The sequence below is a fragment of the Humiphilus diazotrophicus genome, assembly GCF_059726315.1.
The window spans coordinates 1037411-1062723 of sequence record NZ_AP040870.1; the positions used below are offsets into that span (position 1 = coordinate 1037411).

Annotated in this window: 14 protein-coding genes; 7 read left to right on the plus strand and 7 right to left on the minus strand. The window is 50.7% G+C overall.

All coding sequences use genetic code 11. From position 1 onward, the window contains the following. Positions 1–237 precede the first annotated feature (237 nt). The 5 genes from AC6I7T_RS05730 (at position 238) to AC6I7T_RS05750 (ending at position 8795) form a co-directional block, all read left to right on the plus strand. On the plus strand, positions 238–660 hold the full coding sequence (locus tag AC6I7T_RS05730; protein WP_497792369.1) for a DUF3788 domain-containing protein: 423 nt from the start codon (positions 238–240) through the stop codon (positions 658–660). 67 nt (positions 661–727) lie between these two features. Next, the gene (locus tag AC6I7T_RS05735) at positions 728–1306 is read left to right on the plus strand and encodes a TetR/AcrR family transcriptional regulator (protein ID WP_497792370.1); all 579 of its coding nucleotides are present in this window, start codon (positions 728–730) and stop codon (positions 1304–1306) included. Further along, positions 1290–2774, plus strand: coding sequence for a nitrilase-related carbon-nitrogen hydrolase (locus AC6I7T_RS05740; protein ID WP_497792371.1), 1485 nt, complete (start codon positions 1290–1292; stop codon positions 2772–2774). The genes AC6I7T_RS05735 and AC6I7T_RS05740 overlap by 17 nt, the downstream gene beginning before the upstream one ends. Positions 2775–3449: 675 nt before the next feature. After that, entirely contained in the window at positions 3450–5471 is a 2022-nt protein-coding gene (locus AC6I7T_RS05745) for an FG-GAP-like repeat-containing protein (RefSeq protein ID WP_497792372.1), read from the plus strand. Between the two features lie 582 nt (positions 5472–6053). Next, positions 6054–8795, plus strand: a complete 2742-nt coding sequence (locus AC6I7T_RS05750) for a M16 family metallopeptidase (RefSeq protein ID WP_497792373.1) — start codon at positions 6054–6056, stop codon at positions 8793–8795. 188 nt (positions 8796–8983) lie between these two features. Here AC6I7T_RS05750 and AC6I7T_RS05755 read toward each other — a convergent pair whose 3' ends face one another. Together AC6I7T_RS05755 and AC6I7T_RS05760 are read right to left on the minus strand one after the other, a co-directional pair. Continuing rightward, positions 8984–9931: an EamA family transporter gene (locus tag AC6I7T_RS05755; RefSeq protein WP_497792374.1), complete on the minus strand. Its 948-nt coding sequence runs from the start codon at positions 9929–9931 to the stop codon at positions 8984–8986. Positions 9932–10024: 93 nt separating this feature from the next. After that, positions 10025–10507: a GNAT family N-acetyltransferase gene (locus tag AC6I7T_RS05760; protein WP_497792375.1), complete on the minus strand. Its 483-nt coding sequence runs from the start codon at positions 10505–10507 to the stop codon at positions 10025–10027. A gap of 106 nt (positions 10508–10613) precedes the next feature. Here AC6I7T_RS05760 and AC6I7T_RS05765 point away from each other — a divergent pair, with 106 nt between their 5' ends. Continuing rightward, a complete protein-coding gene (locus AC6I7T_RS05765) occupies positions 10614–11537 on the plus strand; it encodes a LysR substrate-binding domain-containing protein (RefSeq protein WP_497792376.1) in 924 nt (307 codons plus the stop codon). Positions 11538–11748: 211 nt separating this feature from the next. On the opposite strand, the gene AC6I7T_RS05770 is transcribed toward AC6I7T_RS05765, so the two are convergent. The 3 genes from AC6I7T_RS05770 to AC6I7T_RS05780 all read right to left on the minus strand — a co-directional run bounded on the left by AC6I7T_RS05770 (position 11749) and on the right by AC6I7T_RS05780 (position 17319). Next, positions 11749–11934, minus strand: a complete 186-nt coding sequence (locus AC6I7T_RS05770; protein WP_497792377.1) for a hypothetical protein — start codon at positions 11932–11934, stop codon at positions 11749–11751. 19 nt (positions 11935–11953) lie between these two features. Continuing rightward, a complete protein-coding gene (locus tag AC6I7T_RS05775; protein ID WP_497792378.1) occupies positions 11954–16432 on the minus strand; it encodes a beta strand repeat-containing protein in 4479 nt (1492 codons plus the stop codon). Positions 16433–16707: 275 nt separating this feature from the next. Continuing rightward, positions 16708–17319 carry a TetR/AcrR family transcriptional regulator gene (locus tag AC6I7T_RS05780; protein WP_497792379.1) on the minus strand — a complete coding sequence of 204 codons (612 nt, stop codon included), beginning with the start codon at positions 17317–17319 and terminating at the stop codon, positions 16708–16710. 716 nt (positions 17320–18035) lie between these two features. Here AC6I7T_RS05780 and AC6I7T_RS05785 point away from each other — a divergent pair. Next, on the plus strand, positions 18036–21431 hold the full coding sequence (locus AC6I7T_RS05785) for a S41 family peptidase (RefSeq protein ID WP_497792380.1): 3396 nt from the start codon (positions 18036–18038) through the stop codon (positions 21429–21431). Between the two features lie 143 nt (positions 21432–21574). Here AC6I7T_RS05785 and AC6I7T_RS05790 read toward each other — a convergent pair whose 3' ends face one another. Both AC6I7T_RS05790 and AC6I7T_RS05795 read right to left on the minus strand, forming a co-directional pair. After that, positions 21575–22726, minus strand: a complete 1152-nt coding sequence (locus AC6I7T_RS05790; RefSeq protein ID WP_497792381.1) for an acyltransferase family protein — start codon at positions 22724–22726, stop codon at positions 21575–21577. 39 nt (positions 22727–22765) lie between these two features. Then, on the minus strand, positions 22766–25144 hold the full coding sequence (locus AC6I7T_RS05795; protein WP_497792382.1) for a hypothetical protein: 2379 nt from the start codon (positions 25142–25144) through the stop codon (positions 22766–22768). Positions 25145–25313 lie beyond the last annotated feature (169 nt).

Here is a 25313-nt window from a genome sequence, read left to right on the forward strand (position 1 = left end):
ACCTAATTAAGTAGTTATCGAGGCAATTAGCGCCATGTTATTAACTCTACGATTGGGATAAATTCATGAACTTGAGCCAGCTTCCCTTCCACGCTTGAAACCGAATCGAAGGAAAAACGAATATCTGAAATCGAGAGGAATTCGGCATGAAGAAGAAGTCATCTTCAAGTAATATTTGGTCCAAATCCAGAATTGAGGTTTCTGAGATCGCAAGCTCCAGGACAAGAAAGGCGTAAAGTGGAAAGTCAAAATGCATTCATCGGCAAATCAGCCAAACCCTCGGAAGAAGAACTCGCCGAGGCCTTAGGCTCGAGTGCAGACGCATGGAAAGAACTTGTTGATTGGCTCGCAGAGGAACATGCGGTAACGACTCAGGAGTGGAAATCTTATTCAGTCAAAACCGGCTGGTCCTTGTTGCTCAAACTAAAAAAGAGAACCATTTTATATATGATTCCCCATGACGGCTTTTTCCAGGTAGCTCTTATCCTGGGAGGTAAAGCAATGGAAGCGGCAAAACAGAGTAAACCTTCTAAAAGCCTCGCCAAGATCCTGGAGGACGCCCCTCGGTATCCGGAAGGTACAGGGATTCGGCTAAAGGTCAAGGCAACAAAGGATCTATCCGCAGCCCGCAAGCTCGCCGAAATTAAACTGGCAAATTAAAACACCTGCTCAAACGCTGTTTTGACTAGACACTCTTCCGGGCCATCAGGTATACAGTGTATACCTGATGGCTACCCCCACGGCTCAAAAGATCGCCACCATCGCCCGCCGCATCCTCGATAAAGAGGGAGCGGATGCTGTCACGATACGCCGAGTTGCAAAGGTGGTCGGGATTACGCCAATGGCCGTCTATCGTCATTATGCAGACAGGGCAGCCTTACTGAATGTTTTGGCTGATACGGGTTTCGAAGAGTTAGCAACACGCCTGGAAGACACACGGATCTCCGGCGACATCGAAACCCGTTTAATAAAGCTACTGGACGTATACCTGGAACATGCTCTTGAGAAACCGCACCTCTTTGAACTTATGTTTCTTAAGCCACGTGCAGGAGCCCGGCAATACCCCCACGACTTCAAGGAGGGGTTCTCCCCCACCGCAAATTTGATGGCAAATTTAGTTCTTGAGGGAATGGCAAGCGGATATTTCCGCAAAGACGATGCCTGGGAAATCGTCTTTGAATCCGGCGCTCTTTTGCAAGGCCTCGTAATACTCTATTTAGGTGGACGTATGGACATGTCTGCCTCTCAATTCCGCACCTTCTGTCATCGCTCCTTCCAGAGGTATTTCCATGGCATTTGCAGCTAGTTACAAGCGTTTCGCGATCACATTGTCGGCAATTGTTATTTCGTCCGTTCTCTTCTGGTTCGGCAATGGCCTCAATCCCTGGTGGCCGTTGTTGTGGTTTGCGCCTCTGCCGATATTAGTCGTCTCCCTGCGCTCTCAATGGTGGACCGCAAGTCTAGCAGGCATTCTTACTCTTTTACTTGGCGGGCTCAATCTTTGGCATTACTTTCGATTGTTAGGAGCGCCTCCAGCAGTATGGGCAGGAGCCTTCGGAACAGCAGCCCTCGCATTCGCAGCATCGGTCTTGATTTTCCGTCGATTGGTGCTGTCCGGATCAATATGGACAGCGCTGATTGGTTTTCCTGCCGTCTGGGTCGCCTTCGAGTTTATCCGAAATCTCAGCTCTGTCCATGGCACAGGAGGAAGTCTCGCATACTCGCAGTTGCGCTTTCTTCCCTTTCTACAATTGGCATCGATAACCGGCCCATGGGGAATGAGCTTTTTCCTGATGCTGTTCCCTGCAGCTCTAGCAATCGGTTTCCATCTTCGCAGCTCTGCCCCAAAGCAAGCGCGTTGCATCATGATCACAAGCTTGAGCGTAATTGCCCTGATATTGATCCTCGGAGGGATACGTCTCGCTATTGCTCCTACGCAACCTCAGATTCATGTAGGACTCGTCACCTCCGATGCTCCCGAAAATGCAGGTATCGTCGCAGAAGGTGCTGCAACAGAGAGACTATTCCAAGACTACGCGAAAAAAGCAGAAGAGCTGGCGAACAGTGGCGCACAGGTTATTGTCCTGCCGGAGAAGTTGGGAGTAGTGGTAGATCCCGACAGTTCGACAACCGATGCCCTCTTCCAATCTGTCGCAAACAAGACCAGAGCCACCATCGTTGTCGGACTCCTCCATGTATCTCCCCCCGAGAAGTACAACCAAGCCAGAGTATATGCACCCGAAGCCGCCGTTCTGAGCTACGACAAGCATCATATGCTACCTCCCTTTGAATCCAGTCTTAAGCCCGGAACTTCACTTACCACGATGTCCAGACCTTCCGGCGTATGGGGTGTAGCAATCTGCAAAGATATGGATTTTACGCCTCTCTTGCGGAAATACGGGAACCAAGGTGTTGCCCTTATGCTGGTCCCCGGCTGGGACTTTAATATCGATCGTGCATGGCACGGACATATTGCCGTTATGCGAGCAGTAGAAGACGGCTTCACTCTGGTCCGTGCGGCAAAAAACGGATATTTGACCGTCAGTGACAATCGCGGACGCATCATTTCCGAAGCCCGAAGCGATTCAGCACCGTATACAACATTGCTGGCAAATGTCCCGGTAGTACACAGCAGAACCATCTACCTCATGCTAGGCGATTGGTTTGGATGGCTCGCAATTGCGATTTGCCTCATGTCTATTACACGACTGATTCGCTCCAGAGAAAAGCTAGCCCTGCAGGCAGTTACACGAGAGGAACAGGTCAAAACCTAATGTGGCTCGCAGGAATACAGTCGCACATAAGACCCCGACATCTCATGTACGGTTGAGGCGACTGTATTCCGCGATCTCCCTGTCGCCCGCCGTCCCCCGTAGCGTCTTTCCGGATCTAGAACAACTCATTATGAACCATCGTAGATTACATCCTTCGCAATTAACCCCCTACCACCTTCATCTGGACGGCCAAAGCGAAGGACATACACCAAGGGTCCCAGTCTTGCGCCATCCTAGTAAATGCATCAGGATGCAGAAACTTTCCAAGAAGCCAACCAAATCCGAGAAGTTGCATCACAGTCGGTGGAAAATAAACCTGGCTCGTTCTCATTGAGTTTAAAAATGACACCTGTTGATATTTCTTTTTCAACTGAAGTACTTCTTAAGTTTCTCCGATGCGCTCTTTGCTTCGCATCGTAAGTTTATCTGCTTTGTTCGAATATCAAAGATTCAACTATAAGCGCCTTTTTGGAAATCACATAGCGTAACCGAGCAAGGTTTCGAAGTAAGAATGAAACGTTTTATCGTGGCTCTGTTTTCGAAATCGCCGCGCAATTTGTGCATTTTCCACTTCGAAACGGGACCAAAGGCGGGACGCTCCACCCTGCCCTGTCAGTGGAGTGTACTAGTGTTATTCACTGCTTTGATAACTTGGGGGCCTCCCCTGGAGTTTCTATGTTTTCCGAATGCTGCCGTAATTATTCTGTTTCGTTGTTATTCACCCCTATCAACGTCCATCGAACCTTTACTGCTGTCTTGGGCGGCCTGCTCATTTCGGCCTGTTCAATCTATGCTCATGCTACAACACCCACAACCACATTCTTGCAAATCGCCGATCCTGCTGTAAGTTTTGGAACACCCGTAACACTTACAGCTACCGTTATCACAGGAAGACGGGCTGTTAATCCAGGACTGGTAAAGTTCTGCGATGCCAGTTCTAGATTCTGCGAAGACACTTCTTTACTGGGAACGGCTCAATTACAAAGCAACGGAACGGCAACGCTAAAAAAATCTCTGCCAGTTGGTCTACATGTAATCTATGCAGCTTTTGCCGGAACTCAAACAAGCGCAGCAAGTAATTCTCATCCCCAGAGTGCGTTCGTCTTCAGCACCAGCAGACTCGCAAGCACAACAACACTGCTGAATGATGGCCAGCAGTTGACAGCAACAGTCACTGGTTATGGAACTCCCTCGTTGACTGGCGATATATCCTATCGCGATGCTTCCACCGGACGTAATTTAGGGATCCTGCCGTTGAGTAATTCTTTGTTGAGTTTTGGAGCATCTGCACCCCAAACTCTTCCTGACGATGACACGACGGTGCCCCATCCACCATCGGCATCGAATATCGTGGTGGCCGATTTTAATGGAGATGGCCTCCCCGACCTCTTGTTCAGTAATCAGTACACTGTCTCTTCGCCAGACGACCCACTGGGAACCCCGATGAGTGATTTCTACGTCAAATTGAGCGACCCCTGTCACCCCGGACAGTATCTTCCCGGGACTGCTTATCCCTTCCCTAACACGCCGCTCTTCTCCGCCAGCTTCTATTACTATTTCCAGAATGGGGAGATGAATCCAATTGCTGTTGGTGACTTCAATGGAGATGGCTTACCGGATATAGCAATTATTCTGTCGGCGAGCTCGAATATCCAACCTGGGGACTTTGCTAATCCCGGCATCATTCAACTTCTTATGAATGATCCGCAACATCCCGGGCAATTTCTCTCGACGGCATCGCCGATTCCTATAGGCAATAATCCCACCTCCATTGTCGTCGGCGACTTTAACCGGGATGGATTGCCCGATCTGGCGGTAACGAATACTTTTGATGTGACGGTAGGACTGCTGTTCAACACACCCACAGATCCTGGCCAATTTCAGCCAATGAGCACGTTGACTATGCCATCGAACGTAACCTACGTGCTGGATATTGTTACGGGAGATTTCAATGGTGATGGAGTCCTGGATCTAGCGGTAAGTGACGGGGAGAATGGTAGTAGCACAAAAGCCGCGGCAGATGTGATGCTGGGAGATGCAACAGCGCCCGGAAACTTTTTGCCGGTAAAAAGCTACCCTATTGATAATAATTTTGGAGGAGCTGCCCTACGTGCGGGTGACTTTAATAAAGATGGCTTGACAGATCTTGCCGCCAACTGGGATGGGAATATATCTGTTTCCTTGGCACAATCCGACCAATCCGGAAAATTTGCTCCATTTATAACTTATACTGGGCCAGGTTCCAGTAATGGCCTTGAGTATATTGCCTTGGGAGATAGCAACGGAGATGGATTGCTGGACATTATGGGTATCAGTTGGCCAACGGCCCAGGGAGGCCATTATCAATACACGGTGGGGGTCCTGTCCAACGATCCTGGCAATCTTGGAAGCTTCAGTCCGCAGGTTATGTATCCTCTTGCTCCGTACCCAGCCTCCTTTCTCCCGTTGTCGTTTTCGGTGGCAGATATCAACGTAGACGGTCTCTCGGACTGGGTGGCTGCCGGGCTCAACACCTCGTCCGTTACTGCCATTGCAGCCTTGTCACAACCGTCCAGAACGGCCACTACAAGCCTGCCGTTGTCCGATGTAGCAGGTGCTTCGCAAGTCTTCGCACGGTATTCGGGGAACCTTGTTTACTCAAGCAGTAAATCGGCTCCCGTATCGACTGGCGCTAGTACCGCTGCTTCTCCGAAATAGCATTGCAAAAAAATAAGCTTAACAAGGGATGAGGACTCTCAGGAGTTCGCATCCCTCTTCACTGCATTCAAAATGCCTGTTTCCGCATATGAGGAACACACTCGGCATATCATCATTCATCCCTGTCGGTCTTTGCAGATATGGAGGATAACGAAGCCGTGGTGGGCAATATAGCCATGTTGATATTAGGACCGCTCGCACCGTCGTACCAGATAAAGAATCAGCACTAGATCACTGCACGGCATGGCAATACCACGCTATTGGCTACACTCAATTCGCGCGGCTTCCCGCCAAAGCAAGCTGCTCCTCACCATCGTCTGAAAGTCTTCCCAACTTCACTTCTCAATTGTAATTACAAAAGTACCTAGCCAAAATCAAGTTAGATCCATTTTTCCCGAACGAAAGAGCAGACATCTCCGTCCTCTAGTCAGCTGTTTGTGCATTCGAGACTGCAGCTTAAGATTGAAATAACTGGCAAACAGCCAGGATTGCCCCCATCTTGGCAATATTTAAATTGCCAAGGCTATCGATTGTGTATAATTCGACGTTATTTATCTTCACTTCTCGGAAGGGCATCGAAAGATGAAGCTGAAGCGATTCATCGCTATCCCTATCGTCACTATTATCCTCACCATTACAACTTGTGCTCAGAATCTGCCGTCAGGCGTTCAAAAGATTACTTCCATTGAAGGAATCACAGAATATGCCTTTCCGAACGGCCTTCATGTTTTGCTTTTTCCAGATAACTCAAAACCAAAGATTACGGTGAATGTTGTTTACAAAGTCGGTTCGCGAAACGAGGGATATGGCGAAACCGGTATGGCACATCTTCTTGAACACATGTTGTTCAAGTCCTCTACCTCAGGCCGTGAGATCTTTAAGGAACTGAGCGACCGCGCAGCCGGGAATTTCAACGGCACAACCTCCTACGATCAGACCATGTACTACGAGACGTTCAATGCCTCCGATGAAAACCTACGCTGGGCATTAGGACTTGAAACCGATCGTATGGTGAACATGACCATGCTGAAGAAGGATCTCGATACAGAGATGACCGTGGTCCGTAACGAGATGGAAGCTGGCGAGAACTTCCCTATGAATATCCTTCGCCAGCGAGTTCTCGCAGCAGCCTATAACTTCCATAATTATGGAAAGACCGTAATTGGAAATCGCACGGATGTCGAAAGAGTTCCGATTGGCAATCTGGCTGTCTTTTACAAGAAGTATTATCAGCCCGATAATGCCGAGCTAATCATTGCAGGGCAATTCGATGAGACCAAGACTCTCGGCATGGTGGCCGAAACGTTTGGTGCTATTCCCAAGCCTGAACGCACACTAGCTCAGCCATATACGGTAGAACCGACACAAGAAGGAGAACGTTCGATAACCTTACGGCGGGTCGGCAATATACAGGGGCTCATTGCCGTCTATCATATTCCCGCAGAACTGCATCCTGATAGCGCCGCTTTGGAAGTTATGACTGAAATACTCGGAGCCTCCCAGACAGGGCGGCTCTATAAAGAACTAGTGGACAGCAAGAAAGCGGTCGCCGCTAACATGTACGCATCCGGGATGCACGATCCGGGTTTCGCCATGGTTCATGTGCAGCTCAAACCCGACCAGTCCATCGAAGAAGCCCAACGGGTTGCATTGAAAACGGTGGAAGGCTTTCTGGACACCCCTCCCACACAAGAAGAAGTTGATCGCGCCAAAGCACGCATTCTAAAAAACACTGAACTCGCTATGACAAATTCGGAATTGATAGGAATGCGTTTGGGCGGAGCTGTGGGACGCGGTGATTGGCGTATTCTCTTCCTCAGTCGTGATGAAATAAATAAAGTCACGATTGCCGATGTCACACGTGTGGCAAAAACATATTTGAAGCCATCTAACCGCACACTCGGAGAATTTATCCCAACGACGAATCTGGATCGAGCCGAAATTCCGACAACCCCAGATCCCATCGCGCGTTTTAAAGACTACAAGGGCGGACAAGCCATTCAGGCGGGTGAATCTTTCAATCCTACTCCGCAAAACATCGAAGCTCGCGTTATCCGCGCTAAGCTGCCCAACGGCATTAAGCTCGTTATGTTTCCCAAGAAAACCCGCGGCGGTACTGTCGTTGCCACAGTCCGGGTGAGATTCGGCGATGAAAAATCTCTATTCGGCAAATCTACTGCAGGAGAGATGGCCGGTGCCATGCTAATGCGTGGCACAAAAAACAAGAATCGTCAGCAGATTCAAGACGAAACGGACAAACTAAAAGCCCAAATCAACGCCTACGGGGGTGCAAGTTACGCTACAGCAAACATCAGAACGCTGGAAGCGAACCTGGCTAATTCCTTGCGCTTTGCCAGAGAGCTATTGCGCGAATCATCCTTCCCTGAAAATGAATTTGAACAGATCCGGCAGCAACATATCGCCTCTGCTGAAAGCGGAAAGACGGAACCGGCGAACCTGGCATATCTGGAATTGAGTAGACACTTCTCTTCTCAGTATCCTCGGGGCGACGTGCGGTATGTCGCAACAATTGATGAAGAAATCGAAGACTTGAAGAAGGTCAAACTAGAGGAAGTACGCCAGTTTTACTCACAATTTTATGGTGCTGGCGAAGGAGAAATTGTCGTCAGTGGACAATTCGATCCAGAGCAAGTCAAGAAGCTGGCTACGGAGCTATTCGGAGACTGGAAGAGCAACAGTCATTATGAACGTATTGCCACTTCATATCGCAAAGTTGAGGCAATCAATCGGAAAGTAGAAACTCCAGATAAACAAAACTCCTACTTCCTGGCGAGAATGCCTTTAAAAATGACGGATACAGATCCAGACTATGCAGCGCTGACGATTGCAGGCATGGCCCTCGGAGGTTCTCCAAACTCACGCCTCTTTCTACGTATCCGAGTCAAAGATGGCTTGAGCTACGGGGCTGGAGCACGCTTCTCCATCCCTACCAAAGACGATGATGCGATGCTTTTCGGTCAAGCAATCGCAGCACCGCAAAATGCCCCCAAAGTCGAAGCTGCATTCAACGAGGAGCTTGCGCGCGCCCTCAAAGATGGCTTTACTGCAGAGGAGATAGAGAAGACAAAGAAAGCCTGGCTGGATGATCGCATGGTCCAAAGAGCCGAAGAAAGCTCGGTAGCAGGCATTCTGATCAACCGTGAGGAGTGGGGGCGCACATTGCAATGGGACGAAAAGCTCGAAGCAGCTGTAGCGGCGCTTACCCCACAGCAAGTAAATGATGCCTTTAAACGGCACGTCGATCCAGCACAGATCTCAATTGTGAAAGGTGGGGATTTCAAGAAGGCAGGTGCGTATCAATAGGACCTCCCAACACGATCAGTTTCACCATGGGGCTCGGCCTTTCCGAGCCCCATCATCTTTCTTCCATCCTTCTAGAGCGGAATCAGGGTTACTGTGTCCGATCCGGCAAAAGCTAAGAGCAGCTTTTTCTTGACGGAAAAGCTGCGCGATCCTCCGTGGCTTGCGGATGCATCTACCCTGATTCCTCTCTAGACTTCCCTCATCTTCTTCATCGCTGGTTCCTCCACAGCTTTCTTCGAAGACCGTGTGGTTATGATCACCACGCTGATCAAGATCAATCCCGTGCCAAGAGCTGTTCTCACACCAAGCTCTTCACCTGCGGCGAAATATCCCAAGAGAACGGCCACAACGGGATTCACATAGGCATAGGTTCCAACCTTAGTAGGTGACTCGTGATGAAGCAACCAGACATAAGCCGTGAAGGCGATGATGGACCCTGCAACAATCAGATAGAGCAAGGAAAACCACGCCCGCCCAGATACAGCCAACGGGTGGAAACTACCAAATTCTCCCAGCGCAGCCGAGGTCAGGCCTAAAAACACGCCACCGGCAAGCATCTGTATTCCGGAACTCATGACCTTGGATGATGGTAATGGCAGCTTACGAGTGAGGGCCGAGCCAATCGACCAACTGATAGAACCGACGATAAGTGCCATAGCTCCTGCTGTATCGACAGCAGCACCGCCAAGATTAAGCGACCGGCTCACCAAGATAGCTACCCCACCTATGCCGATCAGAAACGCGGCAATCAGCCCCGCGGTGAGCCGCTGCGTTCGAAGAATGACGATCTCCGAAAGAGACATAAACACAGGTATGATTGCCATCATCACAGCAGCCACACCCGATGGCACACGTTGCTCTGCCCAAAAGAGCAAACCGTAATCGAGCACGAAGATAAGTATCGCCAGCAGGCTTGCGGAAGCCCATTCCCTCCAGCGAGGAGAATGCTGGCCACTCAATAACATGGCGCAATAAATGGCAAACCCTGCGGTTAAGAAACGAAGAGAAGCCAACAAGAATGGCGGCACTTCGTGAACACCAATTCGAATCGCAAGGAAGGTGGAACCCCAGACAAAGTAGATGATCGCAAACGCGGCTAGAATCTTCCACGATGCAGGCTGCTTTTTGGTCTCCATAGTTAAAGATAACCGACAAACTTCTGAGCCAAAGGAAAATCTCAAGCACCACAGCCATTGAGGCTATGACTTCAAAGCCAGCATCGCAGATGATTAAAGAATAAGCTCCATAAACACATCGGCACGTTCATTCCGACAAAGCGTAGAGTTTTCCGAAGCAACGATTTGAAATCCCATAGACCGGTACAAGTGAATTGCCGGTTGAAGGAGACTGCTGGTTTTCAAACAAAGTTTGCATGCGCCTACCGCTTTGGCATGTTCAATGACAAACGCCAGCAATTGCCGGCCCAATCCCTTACCTCGTTGCGTTCCAGCCACGGCCATCTTCGCAACTTCCCATGATCGATCCCCCATAGGGAGCAAAGCGCAACAGCCCACAACGATTCCGGATTTCTCGAGGAAAAAGATCTCCCCTCCAGGGTCGATGACAGATCTCACCGGATCGCCCAGTATTCGTTTATCCCTTTCATCCATAAAGAAGTGCTCTAAAATCCATGACTCGTTCAAGCTATAAAAGGTAGCCTCATCTCCGGGTTGAAACCTACGAACAATCACCTTGCGAAAAATGGAAGTCATATTCTCTTCAGATAAACAGCTCAAGCTATCCCCCTCGTCTTCAATATTGGCAAAGAGGGATCGTGAGGTCCAATATCTTGTTAGCCTAGATTAATATCTATTGGGTATGGATGAGCAAATAGAACTTCGTCACTTGCGCTATTTTGTGGCGGTTGCAGAAGAACTCCACTTTGGCAAAGCAGCTCAACGGCTTCATATCGCCCAACCCCCACTATCAAAGCAGATCCGGCAGCTCGAGGAGATGATTGGGCATAAGTTGTTTCAGCGCACCTCTCGCTCCGTCAAACTGACGTTGGCCGGAGAAGCTCTATTGCAAAGCGCACAGCGCACATTGGCCAGAGTCCATGAGGATTTCGACAAGGTACGAAGCATTGCAAAAGGAGAAACAGGGTCCCTGTCTGTAGGCTTTGTCAGTTCAGCCATGCTCACGCCATTCCCCCGCGCTCTTCGCACCTACCGAACACTCTTCCCCAAGGTTCGTCTACAACTTCACGAGCTGCATACGGCAGAATTGGTCGAAGCCCTGATCAAAGGTGATCTTCACGTAGGTCTGGTGCGAGATCCAGGTTCGATACAGGAGCTTCACTCGGAACCAATCGTAAAAGAGTCTTTCGTCGTCATCTTTCCGAAAGGCCATCCATTCGCCCGATACCGGGTCGTGCCTCTGGAAAAGCTGAAAGACGAACCATTTGTCTTCTATCCTAAGGCAGCCGGAGAATACGCCTGGGAAACGACGATGAAGCTCTGCCAAAAGCGGAGTTTCCAACCGCGTATCACACAGGAGGCACCTCATTGGCAGACAATCGTCGGGCTAGTAGGCGCGGGAATAGGAATAACCGTTGCACCCCTTTGTGTGTCGAAGCTGGTCCCAGAAGACACTGAGTACCGGCCGCTGCTCCCCAATGGAACAACTGAAATTAATCTGGCACGCATTGCAGCGTCCAAAGACTCCTTAGCACTTTCGTTCAGCGTAGCGCTGCGCAAGAGTTTCTCGATCCCAAACAATCGATCCTCTCGGAAAATGACGTAGGAAAGATGCTGTTGAAACCGTTGGCGTCGTCGTCCAGTGCTTCGCCATAAAACGCGATACGCCGTTTAGCATCCATCCGCTTAACGAGATCATGCACATGCACGGTGTAGCACGGTCCGAAGGTTGCAGTCACCAGATCGAGCCCCACGCCTGAACCATGCATGTTGCCCGTGTGCAGGTCACTGACGTCAGTGACCTAGACTAAGCCGAGTCATATATGCCTTACCAGTTGACAGCTTCCACCCTGCAGCCAGAAGGGGTGCGTCGATCCGTTATAGGCTGCCTGATAGGTTACAGCCAGATTAACTGTTCCTTCCGAATAAGTGCCGGAGGTTTTTTGCTGCGCGTTGAACACGCGCAGCAAACGCAAAGCAGGAGCATGAGCAGTTTTCATCATCGAAGAGTTCTCCTTTGCGCTATTTAACGTTGAGCGTAACGGTGTGTGTCTGGATGGCTGCACCGCTGGTTGCTGTTACCGTCACCGTGTACGACTTCGCCGACTGAGAAAAGTAGCCGCCGCCGCATCCGGTTAGTACGGTCGTGACTCCGAGCGCAGTCAGAACGAACAACACAAGCATCCAGCGCCGTGCATGTGAGCGCATACGTTTAGTCGCTGCCAGAGGCAAGAGCAGCAAGGCTAACGCAAAGGGAGCTTTTGGGGGGCCTCCAGGAGGAACTGTGTTGAGGGCCTTGGCCGCCGCGGTGCGCACTGTCATCGTGACGGTAGTTGCCGCACTGCCGGCGGCGATTGATGTGGGCGAAAAGAGGGCTGTTGCTCCAGCGGGCAGTCCGTTAACTGCGAAGGTTACTGTATTTGAGAAGGTGCCTGCTGCTGGGGTGAACGTTAAGCCAAAGCTAGCGGCATTGCCTGGAATCACGGTCTGTGTGGGCAAGCTACTGCTAGCGTCCGTAATAGTAAAAGTGGTCGAAGTGGTAGTGACAGAGATCATGCCCGTGACCATGCTGTAGTTGGTCGCGTCAGACGGAGTGAACGTTACGCTGTAGCTTGCCGTTCCCGCAGATGGCGCGGTACTCGGTGTCGTCCAAGCAAAGCTTCCTGCCACAGTGGATGTGCCTCCAGTCAGGCTTGAAGAAGCAAGAGTCTGTCCGTAGGTAATCAATGATGCCGTGGGCCATGTGCTGATGACAGGCAGGGCCTTGCCTGTAGTGATGCTGATGGATCCTGTGACTGTACTGTAGTCGGTGGAATCAGTCGGCGTAAATGTGACGCTGTAATTTGCCGTTCCTGCTGATGGCGCTGTGCTCGGTGTCGTCCAAGCAAAACTTCCGGCCACAGTGGATGTACCTCCGCTCAGCGTGGAGGAAGCGAGAGTTTGTCCGTAAGCAATCGACGATGCCGTGGGCCACGCGCTGATAGTAGGCGTGACCTTGTTTGTAGTGATGCTGACAGATCCTGTGACTGTGCTGTAGTCGGTCGTGTCGGAGGGTGTAAACGTTACGTTATAGGATGCCGTGCCAACGGTAGGCGCTGTACTCGGTGTCGTCCAAGCGAAGCTCCCTGCCACAGTGGATGTACCTCCGCTCAGCGTAGAGGAAGCGAGAGTCTGTCCGTAAGCAATCGATGAGGCCGTGGGCCACGCGCTGATGGTAGGCGTGACCTTGCTTGTAGTGACGCCGACGGATCCTATGACTGTGCTGTAGTCGGTCGTATCAGTCGGCGTAAATGTGACGCTGTAATTTGCCGCTCCCGCTGATGGCGCTGTGCTCGATATCGTCCAAGCAAAACTCCCTGCCACAGAGGATGTGCCTCCAGTCAGGCTAGAGGAGGCGAGAGTCTGTCCGTAGGTAATGGATGAGGCCGTGGGCCATGCGCTAATGGTAGGCGCGGCCTTGCCTGTTGTGACGCTGACGGATCCGGTGACTGTGCTGTAGTCGGTCGTATCGGAGGGTGTGAACGTTACGTTATAGGATGACGTGCCAACGACAGGCGCCGTGCTCGGTGTCGTCCAAGCAAAACTTCCGGCCACAGAGGATGTGCCTCCGGTCAGCGTAGAAGCAGAGAGAGTCTGTCCGTAGGTAATGGACGATGCCGTGGGCCATGCGCTGATGGTAGACGTGGCCTTGCCTGTTGTGATGCTGACGGATCCGGTAACGGTGCCGTAGCCGGTCGCGTCAGAGGGAGTGAACGTTACGCTGTAGCTTGCCGTTCCCGCAGATGGCGCCGTGCTCGGTGTCGTCCAAGCAAAGCTTCCCGCTACAGAGGATGTGCCTCCGATCAGTGAGGAAGAAGCAAGAGTCTGTCCGTAAGCAATCGATGAAGCCGTGGGCCACACGCTGATGGTAGGCGTGACCTTGCCTGTTGTGATGCTGACGGATCCTGTGACTGTACTGTAGTTGGTCGTATCGGAGGGAGTGAACGTCACGTTATAGGATGACGTGCCAACCGCAGGCACTGTGCTCGGTGTCGTCCAAGCAAAGCTTCCCGCTACAGAGGATGTGCCTCCGATCAGTGAGGAAGAAGCAAGAGTCTGTCCGTAAGCAATCGATGAAGCCGTGGGCCACGCGCTGATGGTAGGCGTGGCCTTGCCTGTTGTGACGCGGACGGATCCTGTGACTGTACTGTAGTTGGTCGTATCGGAGGGAGTGAACGTCACGTTATAAGATGACGTGCCAACCGCAGGCACTGTGCTCGGTGTCGTCCAAGCAAAGCTTCCTGCCACAGAGGATGTGCCTCCGATCAGTGAGGAAGAAGCAAGAGTCTGTCCGTAAGCAATCGATGAAGCCGTGGGCCAGACGGAAACCGTTGGCGTGGCCTGGTCAACCTTAATGGTTTGATATGCGACTCCGGGTGCACATGAACTGGTCGCAGCAGCCGTGGCCTTAATCGAGATGGTTCCCGCGCCCGTAATAGTCAGGATTCCTCCAGAACTTGTGCTGCTCAGTGTGGCCGGACCTGTAACAGAGAGCGTGATTGCACCAGAACAACTGCCTGATGCGCTCACTGTTCCGCTGCTTACTGAGCCATAGGTAACTTCACTATTCAGTGGAGAGTCCAAGGTAACTGAAACAGTCTGCTTCGACAGGGTGACGGGTGTCAGAGATACTGTGTCGGAATTGCTTGCCGCGTAGGAATTGCTTCCGCTGTATTGAGCTCTTACAGCATGGGTATTACTTGCGGAGGTATCGTAAACCGTAATATTCGCTGTAGCGGTTTGACTGGTCTGCAAAGAAATATGAGAGAACGTACGGTTGTTGTCGCCCAGCAGCATGTCGGGATAACCGTCGCCGTTGAAATCTCCAGCAGCAATCGCGGTTCCTTGCGCAACTCCGAATATAGTGGTGTGACTTGCGTCTTTGCTGTGACTCTCAGCGAGGGTAAGAGTTCCAGTTCCATCTCCCTTGTAATAATAGAGAGTAGGACTGGAATATTTGTTCACCATCAAGTCCAGATTTCCGTCCCCGTCGAAATCGGTGAGCGTGGCAGGGTATTCAGGGTCAGCTATTTCGGCAATAATCTGATGTTGTGTAAAGGAGCCATCGCCTTTGCCGAGTAAGACTACCGACTGGTTGCCTGCCTTTCCCATAAAGACTATGTCCAGATGTCCGTCGTTGTTGAGGTCGCCGACAACAGCGTTTTCAGTACCGCCTGGGACTGAACCATCTGCACTGAGCGTTGTGGAGAGATAAGACTGAGTGGAGTTTGCTAATGCGAGTCTGAGAAACTTATTCGCGTACTCGCTGCCGTATGCGACATCATCGTACCCGTCTTCATTGAAGTCGCCGACTGCCAGCCGTTTCACGAAGCCATCCGAGGTCGGCTCCGTCGATGCCTCGGTGAACGTCAGGTCAGAGGTGTTTCCATCATTCAAAAAGAAGTAGAGATGCGCCCTGAGGTTTTGACTCATTACCAAGTCAGGCAGGCCGTCTCCATTGAGATCAGCCACTTCGATAACGGTCGGGGACTTGGTAAATGGAGAAGTCGTAATCGAGAAGGGTGTTCCAAAGGTACCATCGCCGTTTCCGAGCGCAACCATGATGCGCTGGTCACTGTATGTAGCGGCAAAGATGTCTAGCACGCCATCGCCGTTGAGATCAGCGAGGTGAATGTTGTAGGGTATGTTAATGGCAACACTGCCTGCCGCAGTGAGGTTTCCATGGGCATCGCCCATAATCACGGTCGCCGTAGTGGAACTGTAATATCCCAATATCGCGTCCAGATACCCATCGTTATTGATGTCACCTACTGCAATGCTTGAAAGGTTGAGAGCGGCAACGCAGGCATTCGAGATCAGCCCGAGCGCAAGAGTGGAACTGCCGAGGCTGGCATCGCCAAGCGAGCTGGCGTCTGTAGTGTCAAAGAATGAGACTGAGTCGCTCGGTGCTGGCAGGGTCTGCGAAGTAATGGTCGCGGTCAAGGGATAAGCGCCGGAGGCATCAACCGTGCTTGCCGCAATGGTCGTCGTCGAGGGTAGCCAGTTGTTTGCGGAAACCGTGACCTCTTCAACATCGCTGGCCGAGGCTGCATAGTTGGCGTTTGATACATAACGCGCGCGTATTTTATGGGTTCCTATGCTGAAACGACGCTTGAGAGTTGCGCTCCCCACGGCGAATCCTTTTGCGTTGGTCCGGACCAGCCACACCTCGGCTAACTGCGCTCCTCCGTGACAAGAAGTTGTCGACAGTGATTCGTCGCAAAATAATACCCTCCCGGCACTCAGAGGCAAACCGCCACTGTCTTGCACAGTAGCCATCAGCGTAACAACGTCTCCCGAGTTCACCGTTGAGGATGAAACCGTCAGCGTCGTCGTTGTTTGGGCAGCTGACGCATTCAGCCTGGGAGTAAGAAGCAAAACGGAGAAAAACAAGACAACACTGGATAGCGTGCAGCGCATTACGGAGCAACTTGGCAGCAGTCGTGCAGAGTTTTTGGGCATTCTTTCGCCTCAATTTCTTCCAGCCCTACAACTTATTTATGCTCCTGAACGGCTCATAATATGACAGGATGGCTTTCCGCAAGCATTTCCTGCCTATGTGCCCTTGAGGCGCTTTTTCACTACCGATATAAACGAAGGTATGTCGTTGCTATTGCTGGTGCTTTCATTAAAAATCAATATGCTTATTTTCGCAACCTATAGTAGCGTAATTGTTCAAACAATAGGACAGCACGTTCTCGTCCTCTTCGTCAGAGGGTTCTGAGTTCTCCGCGTTTTTACTTGGGCTGAATGCCTTCGACAAGTTGGCGAGCGAGGTGCTCGCATGCAGAATCATCCAGGCTTCCTGAACCACTCAGCAGACGATGCCAGAAAAGTCCCAGCAGCATGCTCAATGAGCCATTCAGGTCGGCGTTCGGATCTATTTCGCCCCGTGCGATACCATGCTGAAATGCCAGCATATAGTTTTGACTGCGCTTCTGCATGATCTGGCGTAGCAAGGAAATAACGGCAGGATCCGAGCGTGCTTCAATGAGGAGTCCCAGAACCGAGTCGGCTAAGCCTGGGCGCTTGGCGGCCTCACGGTCACGCTTCAAAATCGCGCTCAAATCGCCGACTATACTGCCGGTGTCTATGAACACATTGCCGAATTCGAGAGAACCCGACACCGCCTGGGCAAACAATTGCCCTTTAGAACGCCAGCGACGGTAGATCGTCGACTTCGGAACGCCAGTACGCTTTGCCACTGCATCGAGTGTCAATCCGAAGTAGCCTTGCTTAGAGAGAATTGCGAGTGTTGCTTGCAGAATTCGGGCGTCAAGCGTGGGATCCACCGGACGTCCTGGCCCGGCAGCCTTTGGCTGTTTTTTCTTCGATTGAGTGACTGGCATCTCAAGCTCCTTTGGCCAAAGATTCTTCCCCCTTCGCCGCTGTTCCCTATGATACAAAAACAGAAATTGTGGATTAGAGCAAAACCAGCGTTACTGTGTCCTGCCCGAATACGGTGATGTGCAGGTTTTCTTAACGGAAAACCTGCGCAAGGATTTGTGGCTCGGGATACATCTACGCTGGTTTTGCTCTAGCCACATGAGCATTTCTCCAGCTCTGCCGGAGAAATACCCACCCCACTGTCCGATTTTCGGGACCACGTTCGATATAACTGAACGCCATTCTCTATCTTTACTTATGGCTGCAAGAAAACAAATCTTCATGCCTTAGCATTAACGGCAGAGCGATTATCGATTGCTGCGGGTTGCTTTTGTTCAGCTCCGAGGTAACTAGCTAGACCTGGTAAATCGCTGAGCGTCCAAAGTTGGACAAGACCCGTCCATTAACGGACACCGAGAGAAGCAATTCTTACGCCTTCCAAGCGTGTCAATGGTCAAGAGGAGCCTTCCTTTGTGACAACGTAGGAACCCCGCTCGATGAACGAGTGCATTCCAAACCATCTTCTGGACTGGCAAATTCGAAAACTTCTGCAGATGGTGTATTCTTCCCTCCAACGAGCATTGTGTCTTCAGAGGAATCGCCGGTTATGCCGCTAAATCTCATTTCACTCTGATCGCGAAGGAAGATTTCACTTAGCAGGATGGTTTTCTATTTGCCCATGCCTATCAATAGAAGATTAAGCAAGCTTGTGTGCCTGGTTGGATTCGGCCTTGTGGGTTCGCTCTCACTATTCGCCAGCGATCAGGGAGAGATACACCGCGGATACTATCGTTTTCCCGCTATTCACGCCGATACCATCGTCTTTACCTCAGAAGGCGATCTGTGGACAGTGAACACACATGGTGGAGCTGCACGACGGCTCACTTCCAACACCGGCGTTGAATCCATGGCTACAATCTCGCCTGATGGCCAAACAGTGGCATTCGAAGGAGAATACGAAGGGCCTTCCGAGGTTTACACCATCCCGATTGAGGGAGGATTACCTCAGCGCCGCACCTGGAATGGAGATGCAACACCAGAGGGATGGACGCCCGATGGACGTCTGATAGTGCGGACTGCGCGCTACTCCACCCTTCCTGATCCCAAACTGGTCTTAATCGACAGTCATGGCGGCCAGCAAGTCGTGCCTTTAGCCTCGGCCACAGAGGGAGCCTATTCGTCCGACGGCCATACACTGTTTTTCACTCGATGGATCAAACAGTTCAGCTCAACCAAACGTTATCAAGGTGGCTGGTCGGAAAATCTCTGGAGCTTCGATGGAAAGTCGGAAGCAACGCCATTAACCTCCGATTGGGCGGGAACTTCTCATAACCCGATGTTCTGGAATGGCCGGATTTACTTCCTCTCCGATCGAGACGGAATTATGAACGTCTACTCCATGGACACCAAAGGACATGGCGTAAAGCAGGAGAGCCATCAACATCAGTTCGATGTCGAATCTGCTTCTATCTCCGAGGGGAAGGTTATCTATGCCTCTGGAGGGGATCTCTGGCTGTTGGATCTGAAAACAGGACAAGAGGCCGTTGTTTCTGTGTCGTTGCCCTCCGATTTCGATCAATTGCGTGAGCACTGGGTAAAGAAACCTCTCCAATACTTATCCGATGTGCACATCTCCCCTGACGGAAGCAATGCCGTATTCACGGCACGAGGAGAGGTCTTCAGCCTGCCTGCTAAGAACGGCCGCATTATTAAGATTGCAGCCAACTCGGCGATTCGTTATCGCGATGCCCGATTCTCTACAGATGGAAAGAGCATCATCGCGCTCTCTACCGAGAGTGGAGAGACCGAGTTCTGGAAATATCCGGCCAATGGCATCGGGACTCCCGAACAGTGGACCCATGATGCGAAGGTACTGCGCTGGGAGGGAATTCCCTCTCCCGATGGGAACTGGCTCGCCCACCATGATAAAGACCAGCAGCTTTGGATTTACAACATCAAGACAAAGCAGGATAAAAAAATCGAGCAATCGATGGCTGGCGGCTTTGAAAATCTCATGTGGTCGCCAGATAGCCGTTGGCTGGCATTCGTCGAAACGGCACCGAATCAGTTTTCACAGATCAAGGTACTGAATATCGAATCAGGAGCGATTCAGGCTATAACTTCCGATCGATATAACAGCGCCAATCCGGTCTGGAGCTCAGATGGAAAGTGGCTCTACTTCCTCTCAGACAGGATGCTGAGAACCAGTGTCTATTCGCCTTGGGGTCCGCGCCAACCCGAGCCTCATTTCGATCACACGGTAAAAATCTACGAACTAGCCCTAACTCCCGAACTACGTTCTCCTTTCTTGCCTGCTGACGAGTTACACCCAGACAAGGACAAGGATAAAGATAAGGATAAAGATAAGGACAAAAAAGCCGAGGACAAAGCTACAGGAAAGAAAGACGGCAAAAAGGACGATACAAAAAAGGACGCATCTGACAAGAAATCTTCTGAATCAGAAAAATCAGGCGATCAAAAGTCCGACGAAAAGAAACCACCGGAAGTTAAGATCGACTTCACTGATCTGGCTCTGCGTCTGAATGAGGTTCCGGTACATGCAGGAAACTATGGCGATCTGCAAGCAACGGAAAAACGCCTTTGTTGGATAGACGCAAGTAGTAATGGTTCCTTCAAACTCGCGCTGCAATGCCTGGATATCGCAAACAAAGGAGACGAAGCAGAAACGGTAATTGGAGACATTAAAGGTTACGAAATGTCTCAAGACCGCAAGAAGTTCCTCATAGCCAAAGATGATAACTTCTATATCTTCGATTCAGACGTAAAGGCCTCAGGGACCGGGGACGCGAAAGCTCTGGCTAAAGCTGCCATCAACCTCTCTCCTTGGAGTTTCTCTACCAATCCACGAGCGGAATTTCGCGGAATCTTTTTGGACGCGTGGCGACTGGAACGCGATTACTTCTACGACCGTAATATGCACGGGGTTGACTGGAAAGCAATGCGCGATCGCTATTTGCCCCTGGTTGACAGGGTTGCCGACCGCGATGAACTTAACGACGTAATTGCTCAAATGGTGGGTGAGCTCTCGGCCCTTCACACGTTTGTACGTGGTGGAGATAGAAGAAGACCATCCGACCATATAGATCTTGCAGGCCTGGGTGCTCAATTACGGCGTGATGAAAAGGCTGGAGGATACGTTGTCGAACATATCTACCGTCATGATCCGGATCTTCCTGATACAGCTCCTCCGCTAGCGCGTCCGGAGTCTCTCGTAAAAGAAGGTGAAACAATCGTAAGCATCGATGGCGAGAATCTCCTCACTGTTCCCGACGAACGCGCACTGCTGCGGGGAAAAGCGGGAACGCAAGTAATGCTTCACGTGAAGCCCGTTTCAGGGGAAGCTCGCGATGTATTGGTAACACCGATCAAATCGTGGGATGAAGAACATCTGCGCTATTCAGACTGGGAGTATTCACGACGGTTGAAAGTCGACGCTGAATCCAAGTCTCAAATTGGATATGTCCACCTGCGAGCAATGGGGCCGGACGATATGAACCAATGGGCTCGCGATTACTATCCCATTTACAAACGCCAGGGGCTTATCATCGATGTCCGGCACAATCATGGTGGCAATATCGATTCCTGGCTACTAGAGAAACTGCTACGACAGGCATGGTTTTATTGGCAGCCTCGCGTCGGACAGCCGGAATGGAATATGCAATATGCTTTTCGCGGACACATTGTTGTTCTCTGCGACCAGGAAACAGCATCCGATGGAGAAGCGTTCACGGAAGGTTTCCGCCGCTTCCACTTAGGTAAGGTAATCGGATTGCGGACCTGGGGCGGAGAAATCTGGCTCAGCGGGAGTAACGTTCAGGCAGATGGAGGCGTTGCTACGGCAGGAGAAACCGGGGTCTATGGGCCGGAAGGTAAATGGCTGATTGAGGGACATGGCGTTGAACCGGATATCGTCGTGGACAATCTTCCGCACAGCACCTTCGAAGGAAATGACGCACAGCTAGAGGCTGCAATCGATCTCCTAAAGAAAGAGATTCAGGAAGATCCGCGGCCAGTACCCAAGGCTCCGGCCTATCCAGACAAATCCTTTAAATAACTAACCCGAATCACAAAGAGGCCAGTATCTACATCCCAGATACTGGCCTCTTCTTTCCCTCAAGATCTTGCTGCTCTTCAACATTCTCAGCGATACAATTCAAGACACAAAATCAGTCAGTTCTATTCCTACGCAAGAAAACTCTATATCTTCAGAAAAATCTTCTTCCGGTAGAGCATCCAGAGAGGCAGATAACAGACCAAAACAAAACCCAGAGAATAGATCAACGATGCTAGGGGAAGGAACTTAACTTGCCCAGCAATCTGAGTGAACAGCCACTGATTGAGACGAAAGGATTGCCCCTTCCATCCGACGTGCACAACATCGAGCATGGGTGCAAGCATTTCGGAAAAGATATAGGCAACCAGCGCATTACTTCCAAACACAATGGCAGGATAACTCCACTTTCCACTCGTCCTACGAACATCAAGCCACCAATAAAGGACGGAGAATACCATCATCGTAATCCCACCGCAAACAAGAACAAAGGAACTCGTCCATAAACGCTTATTCAGCGGAAAGATCCCGCTCCACAAAAAGCCTGCATTGAGACAAATGACAGCACTCCAGAAAAGCACTTTTAACTTTACAATCTTTGTACCGTCAATAACTAACCACCGTCCGGCCAGTACTCCTAATAAAGTTGTCGCTAAAGCTGAAAACGTACTTACTAGTCCCTCCGGATCATAGAAGGTCTGCCGGTAAATGTGTTTTGCAGGGAGTAGATGGCGGTCGGTATAGGCCACGATATTTGCATAAGGATCAAGAAAGGGTATTTCCCGCCCCGGAAACCCCAAACCTGGAACAGGGATGTACCGTAGCAAAATCCAGTAACCGATCAATAAAGCAACCAGCACAGCCCCCAGTGTTCTCGTCCTCACGTAGAGCGTCAAGAAGCTGGCCACAAGCAGACAAAGTGCAATACGTTGAAGCACTCCGTAGACCCGGTAAGTTTCCCAATGAAAGAACGGAAAGCCATTTACGAAGAGCCCCAGCAAAAAGATGATGGCTACTCGTTGCAGAGAATGAATTATGAGAGCTCTTCGAGAATCCCCTCGACGCAAGCGGGAGCGAAAGGAGAAGACCAAAGATGTACCCGCAATAAACAGGAACGAAGGAAAGACAACATCTGCGAGAGTACATCCATTCCATCGGGAATGTAGCAACGTACTGAAAGCATGATCGGGATCGCCGTTATTGTTGACCAGGATCATGACGGCTATGGTTATTCCCCGAAGTACGTCGAGAGATAGGAACCGACCGCCACCGTCTTGAGCTGAACTAATAACGGCCATCGCTACCTCTCTTCGTTATAAGCAATAATCTTGTCATGCTTATGGTTCAAAGCCATTCTGCAGGTACTCTGCATACCGACGAGCGTATTCCATTTTGTAATCCGAGACGGCCTGGTCATATGAGTAGGGCTTTACATCCGGCTTGCGTCTCCACTGGATAGCTATCGTTCTGGTGCCAGGTTTAAGAGCAACAGCACCATCTTGCAGAGGTACAGAAATACCGTCGACCGTTATCCGATCCACCCGCATGAACCAGGGAATGTGAAGGAAGATCCGTGGCTTCCCATAGCGAATATCGGTTTGAAGGCGCAACGTGGCCTCCGTTTCGCTTTCCATCTGGAGAGAGAAACTAGCTTCACCAAAGGATGTAGGGGCCTTCTCGATGGAAAGAGTTTTTCCAGCTCCTATCCACGAAGGCGAAATCACAGACATCAAATGCAGGTCGGACTCGTCTTCACGAACCAGCATGCTACGTAGCAAAGTACGGTACTCAGAGGCAAACCAGCCATGCGGAGCCAGGTTAATTCCAAAGTCGCGACTCCCCCAAGGACGGATTGCATACTCGAAACCTGCATGTGTCGAGCTGGTGTGAAGTAAAAGACCATACAGTTCTGAAACAGCTTGCTCTTGATCCTCAGCTTTCCCCCGGGCCACCTCGGTCAAGGTATTTTTCACCGTTAGATAATGATGGAGATAGCGCCCTTCCCCATAGGTCATGATTCCCTCTTGATACTTAGCCAACGTCTTCTTGAGCGTGGCAGTTACGCGAGGATCGAAGGGAGTGAAAAGCGGCTCTGGCGTGATAGCTCGCATGTTACCCCAGTCCTCCCCAGCAGTAGTTCCGTCGAGGGTGGGGGGAATATAACCACCGGTTTTGGCGGTAATGGGATCGAGAATGGAAGTTAGCGTCTTGTAGTAATCCGCATAGATTTCGCTATATTCCTTCGCATCCTGCTGACGGCCAAGCGCACGAGCCAACACAATTGCATTCTTCAAGCCATCGAGAGCCAGGAAATTATTACCCGTCAAATGCCCCGCGATGTATTCGTTATCCAAAACATTTGTAGCAGGAATTAAGTGCAGCGGATCTTTCGCTCGCTCTTGTTTCAACCATGTAATGGATTTCTGCACGGCAGGATATACATGATTGGCAAAGGCAAGATCATGCGTCAGGCGGTAATGTATGCCGAAGGTATATAGAGCCTCACCCCAGCCATCCAACTGGCCAGGTTGCGATACGAAATTGCCATCGGGCTGCTGCGTAGACAAAATGTGCTCGGCAACTTCACCGGCGATCTTCGGATACCCAGTGAGGTCGTACATTGTCACAAGATCGGCAGTATCGCGCAAATAGAAACGATGGTACTGAAACTTGTTAACGGTTTGAATATACTGATCGTCGGCCTTGTCCCTTGCCAGCAGGTTATATACAAGACTGGCATTGTAGGTTTGCTCAACCTTACTTTCAGGAATGTGAATCCGCGTCCCAGATGTCAACATTGAACGCCAAAAATCTTTTGTCTGCTGCAAATACACACTGAAGTCTGCAGCTGCGATTTGCTTGTAAGCCTCACTCGACGGATCGACTGGAATGACAGGCTGCTTCAAAAAGAGAATCTGCTTCTCGCCAGGAGCCAGTTTCTGGGAAAACTGAGCAATCCCCACAGGAGTATCGGGCAGAACTTCTAGTTTTCGGGGCGTAAGGTTATGAGGACGGTTATACCCTTCTTTTAGGGTCAAGCGCAGACGAGGATTCAGTTCCCGCTGAAAAAGATAAACTGCTTTATTGTCGCGAAGGAAAGCCCCCTCATGGAACCCATATATCCAGTCGGGATTATATGACTCCCCCATTTGATAGACAGACTGCGGCCCCCAAGGCCTGGGTCTCAGATAACGATTGTCTGCAATTCCATCTGAAGTGTTTACAGGAGCTGTATAGCGGAAGCCTGCCGAGAAGTATGAGGTCAAAGGAGAATTCGAAGTATTCCTGATTTCAACCTTTATGAAATTGACCAGCACTCCGTCCGCCTTGCCATTCAAAGAGGCTTCAAAAGCGGTGACATCGTATTTCAGCCCATTTTCGTCCTGGCTCTTATAGTGGACAACAGGCAGATCTCCATCCTCGAGAGTTTTGACTCTCTGAGAAAAGGGGTGGTCCATGCCACCGGTAAAGAACAGTAACTCGCCATAGCCGGTATAGAGATAGCCCTCCGGTGTCACCTCAGTCCCGGTACGCGCATCCATGACACCAAGCATGTCTGTGGGTTTGCTGAAATAAGAAAAAGGTTCTGAAGACCGATCGATCTCAGGCGATACCATCTGCCCACAAGCCCCAGACGAAGCAAGAAGCAATAGTGCCGCACCCAGTCCAATACCAACACTGCTAGACGCCCTAAAGGCCAAATTCAAACCCTGCAAGTGGGAGTTCTCTCTTTCATGACTACAACAAACCACCGCCATCCCTCCGATTGTCCGTCGGATTTTGCATTGACCCGAGAGAGAGTAGAGATGGCGGGGCTTAAGAAGAGTCTCCCTGCCAAAGTATCGGTTCAGCAATGTTTTTTACGGTGCTAAACAATGCCGCTCA